General features: G+C 72.1%; 20 protein-coding genes and 1 pseudogene. 10 read left to right on the top strand and 11 right to left on the bottom strand.

Features of this window, described 5'->3' with window-relative positions:
* Window positions 1-9: 9 nt before the first annotated feature.
* Window positions 10-507 (top strand): hypothetical protein, encoded by a 498-nt coding sequence (locus ABT085_RS12885; protein WP_351605483.1) that lies wholly within the window; start codon window positions 10-12, stop codon window positions 505-507.
* An 84-nt stretch (window positions 508-591) separates the two neighbouring features.
* On the opposite strand, the gene ABT085_RS12880 is transcribed toward ABT085_RS12885, so the two are convergent.
* Window positions 592-1,236 (bottom strand): HNH endonuclease family protein, encoded by a 645-nt coding sequence (locus ABT085_RS12880; RefSeq protein ID WP_351605481.1) that lies wholly within the window; start codon window positions 1,234-1,236, stop codon window positions 592-594.
* A gap of 398 nt (window positions 1,237-1,634) precedes the next feature.
* On the opposite strand from ABT085_RS12880, the gene ABT085_RS12875 reads away from it, so the two are divergent.
* Both ABT085_RS12875 and ABT085_RS12870 read left to right on the top strand, forming a co-directional pair.
* Window positions 1,635-2,216, top strand: coding sequence for a TMEM165/GDT1 family protein (locus tag ABT085_RS12875; protein WP_351605479.1), 582 nt, complete (start codon window positions 1,635-1,637; stop codon window positions 2,214-2,216).
* Window positions 2,217-2,381: 165 nt separating this feature from the next.
* Window positions 2,382-3,050 (top strand): HAD family hydrolase, encoded by a 669-nt coding sequence (locus ABT085_RS12870; protein ID WP_351605477.1) that lies wholly within the window; start codon window positions 2,382-2,384, stop codon window positions 3,048-3,050.
* Window positions 3,051-3,360: 310 nt separating this feature from the next.
* Here ABT085_RS12870 and ABT085_RS12865 read toward each other — a convergent pair whose 3' ends face one another.
* Window positions 3,361-4,848 (bottom strand): peptidoglycan-binding protein, encoded by a 1,488-nt coding sequence (locus ABT085_RS12865; RefSeq protein ID WP_351605475.1) that lies wholly within the window; start codon window positions 4,846-4,848, stop codon window positions 3,361-3,363.
* A 303-nt stretch (window positions 4,849-5,151) separates the two neighbouring features.
* Here ABT085_RS12865 and ABT085_RS12860 point away from each other — a divergent pair, with 303 nt between their 5' ends.
* Entirely contained in the window at window positions 5,152-7,209 is a 2,058-nt protein-coding gene (locus ABT085_RS12860) for an MDR family MFS transporter (protein WP_351605472.1), read from the top strand.
* A 93-nt stretch (window positions 7,210-7,302) separates the two neighbouring features.
* On the opposite strand, the gene ABT085_RS12855 is transcribed toward ABT085_RS12860, so the two are convergent.
* A complete protein-coding gene (locus ABT085_RS12855) occupies window positions 7,303-7,794 on the bottom strand; it encodes a GNAT family N-acetyltransferase (RefSeq protein WP_351605469.1) in 492 nt (163 codons plus the stop codon).
* Between the two features lie 174 nt (window positions 7,795-7,968).
* Here ABT085_RS12855 and ABT085_RS12850 point away from each other — a divergent pair, with 174 nt between their 5' ends.
* Window positions 7,969-8,655: a hypothetical protein gene (locus ABT085_RS12850; protein ID WP_351605466.1), complete on the top strand. Its 687-nt coding sequence runs from the start codon at window positions 7,969-7,971 to the stop codon at window positions 8,653-8,655.
* Window positions 8,656-8,660: 5 nt separating this feature from the next.
* Window positions 8,661-9,317, top strand: coding sequence for a hypothetical protein (locus ABT085_RS12845; RefSeq protein WP_351605463.1), 657 nt, complete (start codon window positions 8,661-8,663; stop codon window positions 9,315-9,317).
* A gap of 120 nt (window positions 9,318-9,437) precedes the next feature.
* Here the strand turns inward: ABT085_RS12845 and ABT085_RS12840 are convergent.
* A pseudogene (locus tag ABT085_RS12840) lies at window positions 9,438-9,857 on the bottom strand (DnaJ family domain-containing protein); the annotation flags it as partial.
* Between the two features lie 99 nt (window positions 9,858-9,956).
* Between ABT085_RS12840 and ABT085_RS12835 the strand changes: the two are divergent.
* A complete protein-coding gene (locus ABT085_RS12835) occupies window positions 9,957-10,349 on the top strand; it encodes a hypothetical protein (RefSeq protein ID WP_351605461.1) in 393 nt (130 codons plus the stop codon).
* 53 nt (window positions 10,350-10,402) lie between these two features.
* Here ABT085_RS12835 and ABT085_RS12830 read toward each other — a convergent pair whose 3' ends face one another.
* The 4 genes from ABT085_RS12830 to ABT085_RS12815 form a co-directional block, all read right to left on the bottom strand.
* A complete protein-coding gene (locus ABT085_RS12830) occupies window positions 10,403-11,092 on the bottom strand; it encodes an O-methyltransferase (RefSeq protein WP_351605458.1) in 690 nt (229 codons plus the stop codon).
* A gap of 323 nt (window positions 11,093-11,415) precedes the next feature.
* Window positions 11,416-12,813 carry a glycine betaine/L-proline transporter ProP gene (gene proP / locus ABT085_RS12825; RefSeq protein ID WP_502982717.1) on the bottom strand — a complete coding sequence of 466 codons (1,398 nt, stop codon included), beginning with the start codon at window positions 12,811-12,813 and terminating at the stop codon, window positions 11,416-11,418.
* A gap of 203 nt (window positions 12,814-13,016) precedes the next feature.
* On the bottom strand, window positions 13,017-14,153 hold the full coding sequence (locus ABT085_RS12820) for an acyltransferase family protein (RefSeq protein ID WP_351605456.1): 1,137 nt from the start codon (window positions 14,151-14,153) through the stop codon (window positions 13,017-13,019).
* Between the two features lie 63 nt (window positions 14,154-14,216).
* Window positions 14,217-14,654, bottom strand: coding sequence for an ATP-binding protein (locus tag ABT085_RS12815; protein ID WP_351605453.1), 438 nt, complete (start codon window positions 14,652-14,654; stop codon window positions 14,217-14,219).
* A gap of 92 nt (window positions 14,655-14,746) precedes the next feature.
* Between ABT085_RS12815 and ABT085_RS12810 the strand changes: the two genes are divergently transcribed.
* On the top strand, window positions 14,747-15,574 hold the full coding sequence (locus tag ABT085_RS12810; RefSeq protein ID WP_351605450.1) for a helix-turn-helix domain-containing protein: 828 nt from the start codon (window positions 14,747-14,749) through the stop codon (window positions 15,572-15,574).
* On the top strand, window positions 15,555-15,737 hold the full coding sequence (locus ABT085_RS12805; protein ID WP_351605447.1) for a DUF397 domain-containing protein: 183 nt from the start codon (window positions 15,555-15,557) through the stop codon (window positions 15,735-15,737). The genes ABT085_RS12810 and ABT085_RS12805 overlap by 20 nt, the downstream gene beginning before the upstream one ends.
* On the opposite strand, the gene ABT085_RS12800 is transcribed toward ABT085_RS12805, so the two are convergent.
* Window positions 15,721-16,890, bottom strand: a complete 1,170-nt coding sequence (locus tag ABT085_RS12800) for a steroid 3-ketoacyl-CoA thiolase (RefSeq protein WP_351605445.1) — start codon at window positions 16,888-16,890, stop codon at window positions 15,721-15,723. The two genes, ABT085_RS12805 and ABT085_RS12800, sit on opposite strands and share 17 nt — an antisense overlap.
* A 193-nt stretch (window positions 16,891-17,083) precedes the next feature.
* Between ABT085_RS12800 and ABT085_RS12795 the strand changes: the two genes are divergently transcribed.
* Window positions 17,084-18,319, top strand: coding sequence for a cytochrome P450 (locus ABT085_RS12795; RefSeq protein WP_351605442.1), 1,236 nt, complete (start codon window positions 17,084-17,086; stop codon window positions 18,317-18,319).
* Between the two features lie 27 nt (window positions 18,320-18,346).
* Here the strand turns inward: ABT085_RS12795 and ABT085_RS12790 are convergent, their stop codons facing one another.
* Complete coding sequence (locus tag ABT085_RS12790) at window positions 18,347-19,036, bottom strand: YoaK family protein (protein WP_351605440.1); 690 nt, start codon at window positions 19,034-19,036, stop codon at window positions 18,347-18,349.
* 124 nt (window positions 19,037-19,160) lie between these two features.
* On the bottom strand, window positions 19,161-19,427 hold a 267-nt coding region (locus ABT085_RS12785; protein WP_351605438.1), incomplete at its 5' end, for an aggregation-promoting factor C-terminal-like domain-containing protein.

The following is a 19,427-nucleotide window of genomic DNA, read 5'->3' as shown; positions in this document are numbered from 1 at the left end:
CGCTCACGCGTGGGGCGTGTCCTCGCGGGCTGTGCCGCGGCGTCCGCCCTGCTCACCGGCTGCGGAGTGCAGGCGAGCGACGTCATCGAGGCGGGCGGGCCGGCCACCGTCCCGGTCTATCCCGCGTACAAGCACCGGGCGGTGCTGTTCTTCCTCGACGCGGGCGGCCGGCTGACACCGGCTGTCCGGTCCTTCGTGCCCGACCTCTCGAGTGCCGATGTGCCGGTGTCGCTCCCGAAGACCCTTGCCCTGCTGCTCACCGGCCTCTCCGACGAGGAGCGCTCGGCCGGACTCCACACGGACCTGCCGCCGGGCGCCGAGGCCGGGGCGGAGGTGAAGACGGCCCCCGGCACCGTGATCATCCGCCTCCCGCTGGACGTGCGGCCCCTGTCGGACGGCGCGCGGCGCCAGCTGGTGTGCACGGCCGCCTTCGCGCAGGACGGGGACGGCACCGCGAAGGTCACCCTCGTCGGCGACGACGGCGTCCTCCCGGCGGCCGTCTGCTGACCGGCCAGGCGGCGGGCCGGCGAGCGCCCCGCCCCGGCGTCCCGAGCCGCACGGGACGCCGGAGGAGGGCCGGGGAACGCCTGCTCAGCAGCCGTTGAGCACCGAGGTCAGCTTGGTCTTCTCGGCCGAGTCGATCTTGAGGTTGTAGTAGTACTTCACCTGCACCCAGGCACGGGCGTAGGTGCAGGCGTACGAGCTGAGCGGGGGCATCCACTCGGCCGGGTCCTTGTCGCCCTTGGACTGGTTGACGTTGTCCGTGACGGCGAGCAGCTGCGGGCGCGTCACGTCGTTGGCGAAGGCCTGGCGCTGGGCCGTGGTCCAGGCGCTCGCGCCGGAGTCCCAGGCCTCGGCCAGCGGGACGAGGTGGTCGATGTCGACGTCGGAGGCGGCGGTCCAGGTGGCGCCGTCGTAGACGGAGTACCAGCTGCCGCCGGTGGCGACACAGGCGGAGTCGGTGGTGACGTTGGAGCCGTCGCGCTTGAGGATGTACTCACGGGTGTTGCAGGTCCCGCTGATGGTGATCCAGGTCGGGAACAGGTCCCGGGAGTAGCCGGTACGGTTCTCGGTCGCCACGGTGAGCGAGGCGAGGTAGGTGCGGGCCGTGGCGGCGCTGACCGGAGTGGGGAGGGCGGCGGAGGCGGTCGGGGAGTTGAAAAGTCCGGCGGAGGCTATGAGCCCGGTGAGCGTGGCGAGTATGCTCACCCGTCGACGCGCGTAGAACTTCGACATGCGAACTCCCTTGGGGGGCAGGGGTGTTGGTGTGCGAGCGACTGAATGCTCGCGGCGCCGCGTTGCGTGGAGGTGTGCGCCCGGTAAGAAGTTAGTGACGTGAACATGACACAACAAGGGGCCGGCAGGGACTTTCGTCCCTGGGGGCCGCCCGGGGCATCGCGTACGATGGGCGGAGCAGAAGGGGAGTAGCTCTTCGCCGGACCGTCGACATACTGCTCAGCTCGTCTGAGCCGGCGCCCGGAGGCAGGCCTCGTTCACGGGGCCGGCCAGCGAGACCTTCGGCAAGCAGTGCACACCCGTACCCGTCGGTGCGGGTCCCGTGTGCTGCCGTGCCGAGGTGTCGTGAAGCAGAGCGCAGCACTCTCGGCGGGGCAGCCCCGACCGATTGAGGAACCTTGATCAGCCTTACCGTGACGGCACTCGTCTTCGGCGTCGTCTTCCTGGCCGAGCTGCCGGACAAGACCGCCCTCGCCGGCCTCGTCCTAGGCACCCGCTACCGCGCCTCGTACGTCTTCGCCGGTGTCGCCGCCGCGTTCACCCTGCACGTCGTGCTCGCCGTCGCGGCGGGCAGTGTGCTGACGCTGCTGCCCCAGCAGATCGTGCACGCGCTGACGGGTGTGCTCTTCCTCGGTGGCGCCGCGGTGCTGCTGATGAAGAAGGACGACGGCGATGAGGAGATCCGCAAGCCGGAGAACCAGTCGTTCTGGAAGGTCGCCGGAGCCGGCTTCATGCTGATCCTGGCCGCCGAGTTCGGCGATCTCACCCAGATCATGACCGCGAACCTCGCGGCCCGTTACGACGACCCGCTGTCCGTCGGCCTCGGCGCGGTGCTCGCGCTCTGGGCGGTCGCCGGACTCGGCATCGTGGGCGGAAAGGCGCTGATGAAGCGGGTTCCGCTGGCGCTCATCACCAAGGTCGCGGCCCTGCTGATGGTGGCGCTCGGGCTGTGGAGCCTGTGGGAGGCGATCGCGGGCTGAGCCCCGTCGCCCGAGCCCGCCCCGGCTGAACATCGGGTGAACGTCGTGCGGGCCGGTGGCGCGAAGCCCGATTTGTTTTGTACCGTAGAGAAACAAAGTGGTCCCCGCTCGTTTTCCCTGACCGGCGAGCGGGGCCGCCTTGTTCCCCACGCTTGGAGTCTGCCCATGACGGCCACCGCCGTGCCCACCGTTCTCACCGCCCGCGCCTTCCTGCTGGACATGGACGGCACCCTCGTCAACTCGGACGCCGTCGTGAGCCGCGTCTGGCGCGGCTGGGCCGACCGGCACGGGCTGGACGGCGACGAGGTCATGAAGGTCGTCCACGGGCGGCAGGGGTACGCGTCGATGGCCCTGCTGCTGCCCGACCGGCCCATGGAGCAGAACCACGCGGAGAACGCCTGGATGCTCGCCGCGGAGACGGCCGACATGGACGGTGTCGTGCCGGTGCCCGGCGCGCCGGAGTTCCTCGCCGCCCTGAGCGGGGTGCCGCACGCACTGGTGACCTCGGCGGATGTCGCCCTGTCCACGGCACGGATGGCGGCGGCCGGCCTGGCGCTGCCCGACGTCCGGATCACCGCCGAGTCCGTCGGCGCGAGCAAGCCGGACCCCGAAGGCTTCCTGAAGGGTGCCGCCGAGCTCGGGATCGCCGCCGCCGACTGCGTGGTCTTCGAGGACTCCGGCGCCGGGATCACCGCGGGACGCGCCGCGGGGATGCAGGTCGTGGGCGTCGGCCCGAGGGCCGGGCTGCACGCGCCCGACGTGGTCGTACAGGACCTCACGCAGGTACGCGTGGAGCCGATGGACGACGGAACGGTACGGCTGCACATCGGCTAGCGAGCGGCCCGACGCCGCCCTGCGCCTCGCGGACGGCGCCATCCCCGTCGCGGGCGCGGTCTGCCCCTTGCGGACGGCGCCATGCCTCCCCGCGGGCGCGGTTGTGCCCCCGTCGGACGCGGTCCTGCCCTCGGGGACGCCGCCCTACGCCTGGCGGACGGCGCCTTGCCTCCCGCGGGCGCGGTCGAGCCCCCGCCGGACGCGGTCCTGCCTTTGCGGACGCGGTCCTGCCGCCGCCGGACGTGGGCCCGCTGACGCGGTCACGCCTCCGCGGGCGCGGTCGTGCGCGCCCGCAGGGACCCGGTCAGGGCTACGACGTCTCCGACTCCAGCTTCTCCCTGGTCTCCGCGCCGTACACGCCCGGCGCGTCGCTGCGTACACCCCTCGCCCACTGGTAGGTGCGCAGGGCGTAGTCGACGCGGTTGGTGAACCGGCCGTCGATCCTGCCGTTGTAGAGACGCAGCTGCTGCAGCCGCTGCTGGAGCTCGGCCACCTCCGGGCCGCTGTCGCCGAGGCGCAGGACCGGGGCCGCAGTCTGGCCGCCGCCCCCGGGCGCCGGGGAGGAGGGCGTGCCGGTCCTCGTCGCGGTCGCGGTTGGTTCGGCCGGGCGGGACGTCGAGGGGGAGGCGCTGGGCGCCGACTTCGACTCCGACTCCGACGGCGACGCCGAGGCGCTCTCGCTCGGCGACGACGACGCGGACGGCGAAGCGGACGTCGACGGCTTCGCGGAGTCCGCGGTCGCGTCGGCGGAGTCCGCGCCGGCCCCGTCGGCCGAGGCGTCCGGCGCGGCCACTTCTACGTCGGCCGAGGCCGCGGCCTCCTGCGCGGGCGTGTCGGAGGAGAACAGCCCGCCGGTGAGACCGGCCGCTGCCGCCACCGCCACGACCGCTCCCGCCCCGAGCAGCACCGCGCGGCGACGGCGCCCGGCCCGCGGCGCGGGGGTGTCGTACCGGGTGTCGTACGTCACGTCGAACGCGGACGTGCCCGCCCGCGGCTCCCGCTGAGCCCCCTCGAACAGGCTCAGGTCGTCGGCGTCCGGCGTACCCGGCGACGGTGCGAGGGGTGTGGGCAGCCCCCGGGCCGCCTTGACCCGGCGCGGGGTCGTGGTGACGTCCGCGTCGGCCGACGGCACGGCCGCGGACTTCCGCGCCGGACCGTCCACCGCTTCGGACACCGCCCCGGACGACGAGCCGGACGCCGAGCCGTCCACCGCTCCTGGCAGTGAGCCGTCCATCGCCCCGGGCACCGGACCGTTCACCGCCCCCGGCAGCGAGCCGTCCACCGTTCCCGGCACCGAGCCGTACACCGGCTCCGCCGTGCCGCCTGCCGCCGGTGCCGCGTCCTGTGCGGCCGCGGTCTGCTCCGGCTGCCCGGACCACTCCGGTTGTGCGGGCTGCCCGGACCACTCCGGCTGCGCGGACTGCCCGGACCACTCCGGCTGCGCGGGCTGCCCGGACCACTCCGGCTGCGCGGACCACTCCGGTTGCGCGGGCTGCGCGGGGTGCCCGGACTGAGTGGAGTGGGCGGACTGCGTGGAGTGCGCGGCGTGCTGGGCGAGGCCGGCCGGGTCGTCCTCCAGCTCGACGTAGGGCCGTATTCGGGTCGGCGGGTCGAAGCCCTCCACCGCGGCCGCCTCCGCCGCGCGCGTGTCGTGCAGCGCGTCGGCCGTCTGCTGTGCGCACAGGCACGACGGGGCGTTGTCCGCCCCTCGCGGCTCGCCGCACCACGGGCACCATCGCCCGCCTCCGTGCCCGCCTTGGTGCGGGACGGCCGCGCTCTCGGTCGCACGTCCGTCCACGTGTTCGGCCGTCTGCTGTGCGCACAGGCACGACGGGGCGTTGTCCGCCCCTCGCGGCTCGCCGCACCACGGGCACCATCGCCCGCCTCCGTGCCCACCCCGGTACGGACCGGCCGCGCCCTCGGTCCCACGTTCGTCCACGTGTTCGTTCCCTCCCCATGCGAACACCAGAGATTATGCAGACCCTTCGCGCGGCCATTGACCGGACTCCCCCCGGATTACAGGGGCCCGGCAGGGCTCAACAGGCCATAAACGGTCAGACCCACCACGATGGAGAGGTCACGATTGCCTCAGGAGGTCTCCATGGCCGTGGACGCGCACGCCAGGACGGGGGACGCGGCGCAACAGCACGTGTCCGGCAACATCCTCGTCTCGATCGGCGCCCTGCTGCTCGGCATGTTCCTCGCCGCCCTCGACCAGACCATCGTGTCGACGGCGCTGCCCACCATCGTCAGCGACCTCGGCGGCCTGGAGCACCTGTCCTGGGTGGTCACGGCTTATCTGCTGGCCTCGACCGCGGCGACCCCGCTGTGGGGAAAACTGGGCGACCAGTACGGGCGCAAAAGGCTGTTCCAGTCCGCGATCGTGATCTTCCTGGTCGGCTCGGCGCTGTGCGGCATGGCGCAGAACATGGCGGAGCTGATCGGCTTCCGCGCGCTCCAGGGCCTGGGTGGCGGCGGGTTGATGGTGCTGTCGATGGCGATCGTGGGCGACATCGTCCCGCCCCGGGACCGCGGCCGCTACCAGGGCCTGTTCGGCGCGGTGTTCGGCGCGACCAGTGTGCTCGGCCCGCTGCTGGGCGGGGTGTTCACCGAGCAGCTGAGCTGGCGCTGGGTCTTCTACGTCAACCTGCCGGTCGGTGTCGTCGCGCTCGCGGTGATCGCGACCGTCCTGCACATCCCGCGCAAATCCACCCCGCACGTCATCGACTACCTCGGCACCTTCCTGATCGCCGCCGTGGCCACCTGCCTGGTGCTGGTCGCCTCGCTCGGCGGCACGACCTGGGCGTGGGCCTCGCCGCAGATCATCGGCCTCCTGGCGCTGGGCGTGGTCCTGGCGCTGGCGTTCGTGCTGGTCGAGCGGCGGGCGGCCGAGCCGGTGCTGCCGCTCAAGCTCTTCGGCATCCGCACCTTCACGCTCGCCGCCGCCATCAGCTTCATCGTCGGCTTCGCCATGTTCGGCGCGATGACCTACCTGCCGACCTTCCTCCAGGTCGTCCACGGCATCTCCCCGACCGTCTCCGGCCTCTACATGTTGCCGATGGTGGTCGGCATGCTGCTGTCCTCGACGCTCTCCGGGCAGATCGTCAGCCGCACCGGCCGCTGGAAGGTGTTCCCGGTCGCGGGCACCGGCGTCACCACCATCGGCCTGCTCCTGCTGCACAAGCTGGACGAGAACAGCTCCACCGCCGAGATGAGCGTCTACTTCTTCGTCTTCGGCCTGGGACTCGGCCTGGTCATGCAGGTCCTGGTCCTCATCGTGCAGAACGCCGTCCCCTACGAGGATCTCGGCGTCGCCACCTCCGGCGCCACCTTCTTCCGCTCCATCGGCGCCTCCTTCGGCGTCGCCATCTTCGGCTCGGTCTTCGCCGGCCGGCTGGCCGACAAACTGACCGACGCCTTCCGGGGCGCCCGTCTTCCGCCCGGTCTCTCGGCGGACTCCCTGCAGGCCGACCCGCGCGGCATCGCCGCCCTGCCGGCTCCCCTGCGCCCGGCCGCCCTGCACGCCTTCGCCGCCTCCATCACCGACGTCTTCCTCTACGCGGCTCCCGTCGCGCTCCTCGGCTTCGTCCTGGCGTGGTTCCTGAAGGAGGACCCGCTGCGCGGCTCGGTCACGGCGCCCGACCTCTCGGAGACCCTCGCCACCAACCCCGTCGAGCGTTCGTCGTACGACGAGGTGTGCCGGGCGCTGTCCACGCTCGGCACGCGCGAGGGACGGCACGAGATCTACCGGAAGATCACCGAGCGGGCGGGCTACGACCTGCTGCCCGCCGCGAGCTGGCTGCTGCTGCGGATGAAGAAGTACGGCTCGGTCGAGCCGGGAGTGCTGGCCGAGCGCATCTCGATCCCGATGACGGTCGTCATCGAAGCCGCCCGGCAGACGGAGGAGCGCCGTCTGGCCGTACGCGAGGGCCTCGACCTCAGCCTGACCGCGCAGGGGCGCGAGGTCGCCGACCGGCTGGCGAAGGCCCGCGAGGAGTCGCTGGCCGAGCTGCTCGGCGACTGGTGGGGGCCCGACCGGCCCACCGACCTGGTCCAGCTGGTCAAGGAGCTCAACGACGAACTGTGCGGCTCGGACCAGGAGCAGCCGCACAGCGGGGCGGCCCCCGGCGTCCGCGCCGGGTCCCCCGGCGTCGGCTGAGCCCCGGCCCCTTCCGGCCCGCCCCCGGGCGTCCCGGGCGTCCCGGCAGTCGGGTGCTCCCCGGGCGTCCCTCCCGTCCCCGGCCGCCCGGGCCTACGCGAGCTGCTTGCGGAACCAGTGCTCGGCGTACGGGTCCTCCTTGTACGGCCCGGTCTCGGTGTAGCCGAGCCGCGCGTACAGGGCGCGTGCCTCGGTCAGGTCGCCGCGGGTGTCGAGCACCAGCCGGGTGGCCCCGAGGGCGCGGGCGGCGTCCTCGGCCGCCGACACCAGCAGCGCGGCCCCGCCCCGGCCGCGCATCCCCGGATACAGGAACACCCGGGTCAGCTCGGCCGTCGTGGCCTCCAGCAGCCGTACGCCCGCGCTGCCGGCGGGCTCACCCCCGTACCGGGCGACCAGCAGCCGGCCGTCCGGCGGGGCGAGTTCGGCGCCGGTGTTCGCGGCGATCTCGCGCTCCAGCTCGTCCGGGTCGGTGCGGCGGCCCTCGTGCAGCAGGTACCAGCGGTCGCTGACCTCGGTGTAGTAGGCCCGCCAGAGGGCGGCGGCCACGGGCGAGTCGAAGGCCTCGGGGGCGACGGTCCAGGTCATGACCGACATTCTCGGCGGCGGCCCCGCCGGGACCGCAAGCGAATACCGGCGAACCGGGCGGCCGTCGTGCCGTGTTGCTCCCGGCTCGGTCCGGCGCGGCCGCCGTTTGGGCGGGGTCTTCCGGGTAACCCGGTTCAGGAACCGGCCCGTTGGGCCGAGACACGGAAGGCAGCCATGTCGACAGGCGTGATGATCGCTCTGATATTGATCGTGGTGGCCGTCGTCGCGGTGACGGCCGTCCTGGCCCTGCGGGCCCGGGGCGCGCACGGCGGCGGTCTGAAGCGGCGCTTCGGGCCCGAGTACGAACGGACCGTGGCCGGATACGACGGCGATGTGCAGCGGGCCGAGCGGGAGTTGACCGAACGCGTCGAGCGGCACGGCGGACTGCGCGAGCGGCCGCTGGAGCCGGCCGAGCGCGAACGGTACGAGGCTCGCTGGACGGCCGTCCAGGAACGGTTCGTCGACTCGCCGCGCGAGGCGGTCGCCGACGCGGACCGGCTCATCGCGGAACTGGCCAGCGCCCGCGGCTTCCCGGACGGCGCGCAGTACGAGGAGCAGCTCGCGGCGCTCTCCGTGCACCATGCCGACCATGTGCAGGGCTACCGCCGGGTGCACCGGGTCGTGGTCGTGCCGGCGAAGGCCGGGAGCGGCGGCGCGGGCACCGAGGAGATGCGGGAGGCGCTGGTCGAGGCCCGCGGTCTCTTCGCCGAACTGGTGGCTCCGGCCGGCCGGGGCAACGGCCACCGCTCCGGCAGCGGTCACCGCTCCGGGACGGCGCCGGACGACCGGCGCACCCCGGCCCGATCCGACGGCCACGGCACCCCGTGGGCGTTCACCAGGCGTCAAGCGAAGGGGAGTTGAGCCACATGTCCGAATCCGGGCGACCGGTGACCGACGGCACGGGCACGGACGCGCGGCAGCCGTCCGGCACGCCCGAGCCGCCCGAGGCATCCGAGACGCGCAGGACGAACGAGACACGCAGGACCGCCGGGACGGCCGGGACCACCGGGGCGACCGGGGCGCCTGTCCCGCCCAGGCCACCCGAGGCGCCTGCCGCCCCCAGGGCGACCGGTACCACCGGCACGACCGGCACGACCGAGGCTCCCAGGGCGGCCGAGGCCCCCGAGCGCCACCCGGACAGCGCCGGTCCCGCCGCGCTCCTCGCTCACGACGAGTCCGACAAGCTCACGCTCCGCCTCCGGCAGGCGGTCGCCGCGTTCGTCGACGAGCCCCGGGGCTCCGTGGAGGAGGCCGACCAGGTGCTGGAGGAGATCGCCGCCCGCTTCACCGAGGCCGTGGCCAGGCACCGCCGGACGCTGCGTACGTCCTGGCAGTCCCCGGACAAGGCGACCGGGAAGTCCACGGGACGGTCCACGGACAAGGCCACGGACGCGGCCACGGACAAGGCCGCCGATCAGCCCGCAGGGGGCGTGACCGGCACGGCGAGGGGGAACGACACGGAGCAACTCCGCCTGGTCCTGCGGGAGTACCGCGAACTGGCGGAGCGTCTGCTACGCGTGTGACCCGCGCGCCGCGTCGTCCGAGGCGCCCGCCGCACGCGGGACCCCCGGGCCGCCCGCGCCGCCCGTAGCGGGCGCGCCCCCGGCCGCCCCCGTACCGCCCGTAGTGCCACCCGTACCGCCCGTACCACCGGAGTCGATCGCCGCCCGGCGCTCCCGCCACTCCCGTACGACCTCGTCGACGTCGTACGGCTTCTTGCCCAGCGGGGGGCCGGGCGGCGGCTTGAACATCATCTCGCGGATCTTCGCGTTGACGTCCGTGAGGATCCTGCGGACGATCAGCTCGGAGGGCGCCGCGTAGGCCGCCGCGAGGGCGTCCTCGGCCTCTTTGCGCAGCGCGAGCGCGGGTGGCAGCACGGAGAGGCCCTCACGGGCCATCTTCCTCTTGATCCACCACAGTTCGTCGTACGTCGTGTCCGTGACCTCCGGCAGCGGCCGGCCCGCCCCTTCCAGGTGGGCGAACTCGCCGCGCGCCTGCGCATCACGGATCTGCTTGTCGACCCAGGACTCGAACGGGACCCCCGGTGGCTTTCGCTCGGTCATGAGTCCATTGTGCCGGACGCGGTACCGCCGGGCGATTTATCATGCGGCGGCGGTGCGCCAACCAGGCCGCCGTACAAGGACATTCCAGAAGGAGCGCACGTGCTCGAACTCACCATGGCCTCCGTCTCCGGGGCGGACGTCGGTGCCACGGCCGGCATGCTCATGGCCGACGCGCCGAGCGAACCCGGCGCCGTGCTGCGGGTGGGCCGGGATGCTTCCGTCTGCCGGCTCGCGACGCCGGACGACTGGCTGTTCGTCTCGCGGGTCCACCTGGAGTTCCTGTGCGGCCCCGAGGGAACCTGGCATGTGTCGTGGCTGCGCGGCTCGCAGCCGGACCCCTCCTCCGAGGTGCTGCTGACCGTCGGGGAGTACGCCCAGACGATCGCGTACGGCGGGAGCGTGCAGCTGCCGCGGGGCGGGGCCGGCGAGATCATCATCCGGGACCGCACCGGCCCGCGCAGCGTCAACGTGGGCTTCTACCACGAGGCGTAGCCCCTGGCAGGGGCTGCCGTCGGCCCCGGAGCCCCAGCCTGTCCGACAGGCCCCTACTCGGGCTCCTCGGGCTGCTCCAGCACCCTGGCCAGCGCGAAACCGTCGTACCCCTTGCTGCCCACCGTCTGGATCGCCGTGGCGCTCAGCCGCGGGTGGGCGGACATCAGCTCGATGGCGGCCCGGGTGCCCTCGATGTCCGGTTCGCTGCTCTCCGAGTCGATCACGCGGCCGCCGCGCACGACGTTGTCGACGATGATCAGGCTGCCCGCGCGGGTGAGCCGCATCGCCCACTCCACGTAGTTCGCGTTGTTGGCCTTGTCGGCGTCGATGAAGACGATGTCGAACGGGGCCGGGTTCTCGTCGGCGAGCTTGGGCAGCGACTCCAGGGCCGGGCCGACGCGCACCTCGACGATCCGCTCCAGACCCGCGCGGGCGATGTTGCGGCACGCGATCTCGGCGTGCCGGGCGCTGTACTCCAGGGAGATCAGCCGGCCGTCGGCCGGGAGCGCGCGGGCCAGCCAGATGGTGCTGTAGCCGCCGAGCGTGCCGATCTCCAGGATGGTGCGGGCCCCCTGGATCCGGGCCAGCAGCTGGAGCAGCTTGCCCTGGGGCGGGGTGACGGCGATGTGCGGGAGCCCGGCGGCCTCGCTGTCCCGCACGGCCGCCTGGAGGGCCTCGTCGTCCGGCGCCAGATGGGTGGAGAAGTAGAAGTCGACGTCGTCCCAGAGCTGAGACCCGCTCATGCGCTCTACCTTTCGTATCCCTGCCTGGAGATGGCTACGGTCGGAGATGCCGGCCACGTGGGCCGACGGATGCGGTCACGGACGAGTCCCCGTCACCGTGCCCGCCGTCGGCCTCCGGCCGGGGCGGGGCCTGCGGGACGCCGACGCGCCGAGGGGAGGGGCCACCTCGGGTGCCCCCTCCCATGGTCGCGCAGTCCGTCCCGTCACGCAGCAGACTCGCCCGCCGCCTACGACGCGGACTCGCCCGCCGCCTACGACGCGGACTCGCCCGCCGCCTACGACGCGGACCCGCCAGCCGTCGACGGCGCGGATCTGCCCGCCGCCTACGACCCGGTCTCGCCCGCCGCTGCCGCCCCGGACTCGACCGCCGGTGCCGAACCGGGCAGCGGCCGGCCCGCCGACTCCACCATGTACCAGACCGCGACACCGCCGACGACGGCCGCGGCCATCAGGTAGTAGGCGGGCATCATCATGTTCCCGGTCGCGCCGATCAGGGCGGTCACCACCAGCGGGGTGGTGCCGCCGAAGAGTGACACCGACACGTTGAAGCCGATGGACAGCGAGCCGTAGCGGACCCTCGTCGGGAACAGCGCGGGCAGGGCCGCCGGCATCGAGGCCGTGAAGCAGACCAGGAGCAGGCCGAGGGCGCCCATGCCGAGGCCGACCGCGAGCAGGCTGCCCTGGCGGATCAGCAGCACGGCCGGGACGGACAGGAGCAGGAAGCCCGCGCAGCCGGCCGCGATCACCGGGCGGCGGCCGATCCGGTCGGTCAGCGCGCCGGCGAAGGGCTGCACGATCATCATCAGCGCCATCACACCCAGCACGACCAGCAGGCCGTGCGTCTCGTCGTACTCGAGCTCGCTGGTCAGATAGCTCGGCATGTACGACAGGAGCATGTAGTCGGAGACGTTGAAGACCAGGACGAGCCCCATGCACAGCAGCAGCGTCCGCCACTGGCCCACGACCATCTCGCGCAGCGGCACCTTCGGGCGGCTCGCCTCGGACTTCGCCAGCTCCGCCCGGAACGCCGGGGTCTCCTCCAGGCGCATCCGCAGATACAGGCCGATGATGCCCATCGGGCCCGCGATCAGGAACGGGATCCGCCAGCCCCAGGACACCAGGTCCGCGGAGGACAGCAGCGCGGTCATCAGGGTCACCAGACCCGCGCCGCCGATGTACCCGGCCAGCGTGCCGAACTCCAGCCAGCTTCCGAGGAAGCCGCGCCGCTTGTCCGGCGCGTACTCGGCGATGAAGGTGGACGCGCCCGCGTACTCGCCGCCGGTCGAGAAGCCCTGCACCAGGCGGGCCAGCAGGAGCAGCAGGGGAGCGCCGACGCCGATCGTGCCGTACGACGGGATCAGGCCGATCGCGAACGTGCCCGCCGCCATCATGATCATGGTGAGCGCGAGGACCTTCTGCCGGCCGATGCGGTCGCCGAGCGGGCCGAAGACCATGCCGCCGAGCGGGCGGACCAGGAAGGCCGCGGCGAAGGCGCCGAACGTGGACAGCAACTGCGCGGTCGGGTTGCCCGAGGGGAAGAAGACCTTGCCCAGGGTGACGGCGATGTAGCTGTAGACGCCGAAGTCGAACCACTCCATCGCGTTGCCCAGCGCGGCGGCCTTCACCGCGCGCCGGACGAGGGCGGGGTCGGTGGTGGTGACCTCACGGGTCCTGCTGATGGTCCTGGGAGCCTGGGGAACTGCGACGGTGACGGCCGACAAAACTTCGCTCGCCTACCTTTCGACGGGGACAGGGACACGGCCCTGGGCGGGCCAGGAGGCGACCATACGAGCCTTTGATCCGCTTACGCCCGGTGCGCAAACAGATGCATGCTGCACCTAAAAGCCGTGTATGCAGGTACGTCTGCCCCGTTCGGGAGGTGTTTTCCGGCCGCCCGCTGTGATCCTTGTCGCCCCCGGCGCCGTCAGCGCGAGCTCGGCACCCGCTCGGACGGGTGGGCCTGGGCCTGGGTTTTCGGGGTCCGGCCGAGAAGGCTGCGCAGCCGGCGCTCGGCGGGGTGCTCCACCCACTGGTACGCCAGCCCCGCGGCGCCGAGGCTGACCGTCAGGACACCGGCCCAGAAGACGAGCGTGGCCTGGCCGGGGGCGGGCTTGCCCCACAGGAACACCGCGGACCGGATCACGATCTCGTGCAGGAGGTACCAGGCGAACGACCAGTGCCCGAGCCGGATCATCCAGGGCCCGCCCAGCCCGGTGCGCCGCCCCTCCAGGTCGGCACGGGCCGCCGAGCAGATCAGGGCCGCGAAGACCGGCGCCGAGAGCCACTGCGAGGCGGTGTAGGGGCTGTACCAGAGGGAGTCCGGTACCGCGTCCGACCAGGGGATCAGCGCCAGGTGCCAGCCGACGACGAGGGCGACGGCCACCGGCAGCGGCAGCCGGGGCCGCCAGCCGCGCTTGAGCGCGAGTCCGGCCACCACCCCCAGCACGAACTGGAGGGAACGCGTCAGCGGCAGATAGTCCAGGGCCCAGGCGCGGGTGACGGGCGGCAGACCGGACAGCGCGGGCCACAGCGCGAGCGCGGCACAGACGACGGCGGCGGCCGTCCACGCCCACACCCGGGCGCGGCGCCCCGCGAGCAGCGCCAGCAGCGCGGGGAAGACCAGATAGAACCAGGCCTCGTCGCTGAGCGACCAGGCCGCCGGGTTGCCGCCCTTGAAGATGACCGGTACGGGCACCCATGCGTGCACCAGCAGCAGCGTCGCGGCCACCGCCTTGAGTGACACGGCCTGGTCCATGACCGTCCACACGGCGACCGACAGCGCGACGCTGACGGCGAGCAGCGGCCAGATCCGCGCGAAGCGCCGCCACAGGAACACCCGGGCGGGGACGTTCGCGCCGTCGTACGTCCAGGCCAGGACGAATCCCGACAGCACGAAGAAGAACGTGACCCCGCTGCGGCCGTACCAGGCGACCTCGCTGACCACCGGCACGGTGCCGACCTGACGGGACAGGTGGTACAGCACGACCAGCAGAGCGGCCCAGAAGCGCAGTCCGGTCAACGAGGGCAGTCGGTCGCGACCGGGCCTGGGTATGGAGGTCAATGCTGGTCCTTCACCGTTCGGGCGGCGGGCGGGGGCGGTCACCCCGGCACGGAGCAGCAAAGACTAACGCCGCGGCCCGGCGCCTGCCGTGCCGGACTCGAACCACACGGTCTTGCCGTCCTCCGGGGTCTGGTCCACGCCCCACTTGTCCACCAGTGCTTCCAGCAGGGCGAGGCCGCGGCCGGTTTCCGAATCCGGCCGTACGTCGCCCTGCGGCAGGGGGAGTCGGGCGGCGCCGTCCGTCACCTCCACCCGTACCCCCGCCGGCTGTGGCAGCAGCGCGATCGTGCAGCGTCTGTCCGGTACGTGGCGTACGACGTTGGCGACCAGTTCCGTCAGGGCCAGTTCCACGGTGTCGGTCAGGTGCGGCAGGCCCCACTCGGCCAGACAGGAGCGGGCGATCCGGCGGATGTGCCGCGCCGAGTGCGCACCGACGGTGAGGTGCATCCGGTACTGGGGCGGACGCGGGCCCGCGAGGGCAGGGGGAATGAATCCGTTCACGGTACGAGCCTGACCTCGGGCAACTACTCTGGGCTACCGCACGGATACAACAGGTCCTGCGGTGGACCGAGTTACGTCAGAGGGGGCCGCGCGTGACCCACATCAACGTCCTCGACCCGGGAGCCTCACCGCTCGACTACTACGGCTTCGAACTGCGGCGACATCGCGAGGCCGCCGGGCTCACCCAGCGGCAGCTCGGCGACATCGTCAACTACACGGGGTCACTGGTCGGGCAGATCGAGACCGCCAGGAAGCTGCCCACCCCCGAGTTCAGCGAGCGCGTGGACGCGGCACTGGGCACGGGCGGGCTGCTGTCACGCCTCGTCGCCCTCGTGATGCGCAGCCAACTCCCGGCCTGGTTTCAACAGGTGGCCGAGTTGGAGGTGCGGGCGACGGAGATCTGTGCCTTCCAGGCAACCATGGTTCATGGGCTGGTGCAGGCGCCGGAGTACGCGCGTGCCGTGCTCGGTGCGCTGGACGACGCCGACCTCGACGACCGCACCGCCGTACGGTTGGCCCGTCAGGGCATCTTCGACAAGGGTGAGCCGCCTGTCTTCTGGGTGGTGCTCAGTGAAGCCGCCCTGCGTCAGGAGATCGGTGGACCGGACATCATGCGCGCCCAACTGGATCACCTGTTGGCGTTCGAGAACAACCCTCGGATCAACGTTCAGGTGCTGCCGTTCTCGGTCGGTGCCCACGCAGGGCTGACAGGCTCGTTCACCCTCTTCCGGTTCGAGAGTGATCCGACCATCGTCTACACCGAGGGCTACGGAAGCGCGCACCCGACCGCCAACCCGGACACCGTCAAGGTCTGTTCGCTCCGTTACGATCATCTGCGGGCCACCGCCCTCTCCCTCAGGGACTCGGCAGAGCTGATTCGGCGCGTGACGGAGGAACGCTATGGAGAGCAATTGGCGTAAGTCCAGCTACAGCAGCGACCAGGGCGGCGAATGCGTGGAGATCGCCGAACTCCTGGGCGCCGCCGTGGCCGTTCGCGACTCCAAGGACCTCGCCGGACCGGTGCTCAGGTTCAAGCCTTCGGCGTTTGCGGCGTTCCTTGACTGGACTACAGCCGCTGGATGATCGTCCCGGTGGCCAGGCCGCCGCCCGCGCACATCGTGACGAGGGCGAACTCCTTGTCCGCGCGCTCCAGTTCGTGCAGGGCGGTGGTGATCAGGCGGGCCCCGGTCGCGCCGACCGGGTGGCCCAGGGCGATCGCGCCGCCGTTGACGTTGACCTTCGTCAGGTCCTGCTCGAAGACCTGGGCCCAGCTCAACACCACCGAGGCGAAGGCCTCGTTGATCTCGACGAGGTCGATGTCCTTCAGGGACATGCCCGCCTTGCCCAGGACGGCCTTCGTGGCGTCGATGGGGCCGTCGAGGTGGAAGTGCGGGTCGGCGCCGACCAAGGCCTGGGCGACGATCCGCGCCCTCGGCTTCAGCTTCAGGGCGCGCGCCATACGCTTGGACGCCCACATGATCGCCGCCGCGCCGTCGGAGATCTGGGAGGAGTTGCCGGCCGTGTGCACGGCCGTCGGCATGATCGGCTTCAGGGCGGAGAGGCCCTCCACGGTCGTGTCGCGCAGGCCTTCGTCCTTGTCCACCAGGCGCCACATGCCCTGGCCCGCCCGCTGCTCGTCCTCCGTGGTCGGGACCTGCACCGCGAACGTCTCCCGCTTGAACCGCTCCTCGGACCAGGCGATCGCGGCCCGCTCCTGGGAGACCAGGCCGAGGGAGTCGACGTTCTCCCGGGTGAGGCCGCGGTGGCGGGCGATGCGCTCGGCCGCCTCGAACTGGTTGGGCAGGTCCACGTTCCACTCGTCGGGGAACGGTTTCCCCGGGCCGTGCTTCGAGCCGGAGCCGAGCGGCACCCGCGACATCGACTCGACACCGCAGGAGATGCCCACGTCGATCACGCCCGCCGCGATCATGTTCGCCGTCATGTGGGACGCCTGCTGCGAGGAGCCGCACTGGCAGTCGACCGTCGTCGCCGCGGTCTCGTAGGGCAGGCCCATGGTCAGCCAGGCGGTGCGCGCGGGGTTCATGGACTGTTCGCCGGCGTGGGTCACCGTGCCGCCGACGATCTGCTCGACGCAGTCGGCGGGGATGCCGGTGCGGCCGAGGAGTTCGCGGTACGTCTCGCCCAGCAGATAGGCCGGGTGCAGGTTGGCGAGCGCGCCGCCGCGCTTGCCGATGGGGGTGCGTACGGCTTCGACGATCACGGGTTCGGCGGCCATGGGTGCGGGTCCTCTCCTCCGAACTGATACGTGTTCTAGTTCTGTGTGCAGTCTGCTGACGAGGCGTCCACCCCCGCAAGGGTCTTGCAGGCAGATTCGGGGCGCCGTACCCCTTGCCTCTTGTAGAACCCGTTACTACCTTCGCGGCAGCTCTATTCCTGATGGACCGTCAGATGGACGGAGTGAGTTGCCGATGCCCTGTCCGGCGCTTCCCGACGGGTTCGACTTCACCGACCCCGATGTGCTGCAACACCGCGTGCCCCTGCCGGAGTTCGCCGAGCTGCGCCGGGTCGAACCGGTCCGCTGGATCCCGCAGACGTCCAACCTGGCAGGTTTCCAGGACGAGGGCTACTGGGCGGTCACCCGGCATGCGGACGTCAAGTACGTTTCCACGCATCCGGAGATCTTCTCCTCGTACCTCAACACCGCGATCATCCGCTTCAACGACCACATCGAGCGCGACGCGATCGACGCCCAGCGGCTGATCCTGCTCAACATGGACCCGCCCGAGCACACCCGGGTCCGCCAGATCCTCCAGCGGGTCTTCACCCCGCGCGCCATCCGCGCGCTGGAGGCCAACCTGCGCGCCCGCGCGCAGGCCATCGCGGCGAACGCGCGCGCCCGCTCCGGGACCTTCGACTTCGTCACCGAGGTCGCCTGCGAACTGCCCCTCCAGGCCATCGCCGAACTCATCGGCGTCCCGCAGGAGGACCGGGCCAAGATCTTCGACTGGTCCAACCGGATGATCGCCTACGACGACCCGGAGTACGCGATCACCGAGGAGGTCGGCCAGGAGTCGGCCACCGAGATCATCGCGTACGCGATGAACATGGCAGCCGCCCGCAAGCAGTGCCCCGCCAAGGACATCGTCACCACCCTGGTGGCGGCGGAGGACGAGGGCAACCTCGGCTCCGACGAGTTCGGGTTCTTCGTGCTGATGCTGGCCGTCGCCGGGAACGAGACCACCCGCAACGCCATCACCCACGGCATGCACGCCTTCCTCACCCACCCCGAGCAGTGGGAACTGTTCAAGGCGGAGCGGCCCGCGACGGCGGCCGAGGAGATCGTGCGCTGGGCCACACCGGTCAACTCCTTCCAGCGGACGGCCACCCAGGACACTGAACTGGGCGGCAGGACGATCAGGAAGGGCGACCGGGTCGGCCTCTTCTACGCCTCCGCCAACCACGACCCCGAGGTCTTCGACCACCCCGACGTCTTCGACATCACCCGGGACCCCAACCCCCACCTCGGGTTCGGCGGCGGCGGGCCGCACTTCTGCCTCGGCAAGTCCCTGGCCGTCCTGGAGATCGACCTGATCTTCAACGCCGTCGCCGACGCGCTGCCCGGCCTGCGGCTGGCCGGCGACCCGCGCCGGCTGCGCTCCGCCTGGATCAACGGGGTGAAGGAGCTGCCGGTCAGCGCGGGCTGAGCGACCCGGAGCGGGGTGCGGGCGGAGTCACTCGCGGCCGGACGACGTCAGCGCCAGCACCCCGGTCAGTACCGTCGCGACCACCAGCGGGACGCCCAGTCCGTGGTGCAGCACCAGCCACGCGCCGAGCAGCGCGCCCACCGCCATCGCGACCACCGACGCGGTACGGCGCGGCGAGTGGCGGCCCGAGCCGCCCCCGGCCCGGGAGTCGGAGGCCAGGCCGGTCAGGGTCATCGTCAGGACGGTCGTCGTCAGGTCCGGCACGCCCAGTTTGCGGACGGTCGCGTTGCGCAGCCCCATCGCGAAGGCCGTGAGCACGATGAGCGTGTACGTCGTCCCCGTGGCACCCGGCGCGGCGAAGGCGACCGCGGCGGACGCGCCCAGCAGGACCGCCTCGGCGGCGAGGGTCAGCCGGGCCCAGGTGCGGCGCGAACCCTCGCCGAGCCGCCGGGCGACGCGCCCGCCCGCCACCGCGCCGACCAGGAACGACAGCAGCGACGCCGCCGTGTGCGGCACCGAGAAGCCGGGCGCCCCCGCGGCGGCGAAGCCCAGGACGACGACGTTGCCGGTCATGTTGGCGGTGAAGACATGGCCGAGACCGAGATAGCTCACGGCGTCGATCAGGCCGCTCACCACGGTCAGGGTCAGCAGCACGGCCACCAGACGCAGGCCGCGCGCCTCGGGGTCGTGCTCGGGTGTCTCGGACGGCGTGGTCATCGCCTCAGTGGACCACGGGCGGACCGGGAAACGCCCGAAGGCGGCGGCCCCGGGATCGGGGGCCGCCGCCTTCGCGGATGGCGCGCTCAGGTAGGCGCGCCGGGGTGACTGGCTGATCGGTGGATCAGTACCAGTGGTGGGTCTGCCAGAAGTCCCAGGCCTGCACCGGGCTGCCGTAGCGGGAGTTCATGTAGTCCAGGCCCCACTTGATCTGGGTGGCGGGGTTGGTCTTCCAGTCGGCACCGGCGGTGGCCATCTTCGAGCCGGGCAGGGCCTGCACGAGGCCGTAGGCGCCGGACGAGGAGTTGGTGGCGGTGTGGTTCCAGCCGCTCTCGTGGGTGACGATCTGGTTGAAGGCGTTGTACTGGGCCGCGTCCGGGATCATCCGGTG

It is taken from the genome of Streptomyces sp. NPDC002265, from assembly GCF_040296125.1.
GTDB lineage: Bacteria > Actinomycetota > Actinomycetes > Streptomycetales > Streptomycetaceae > Streptomyces.
This window is presented reverse-complemented; position numbering and strand designations above follow the sequence as displayed.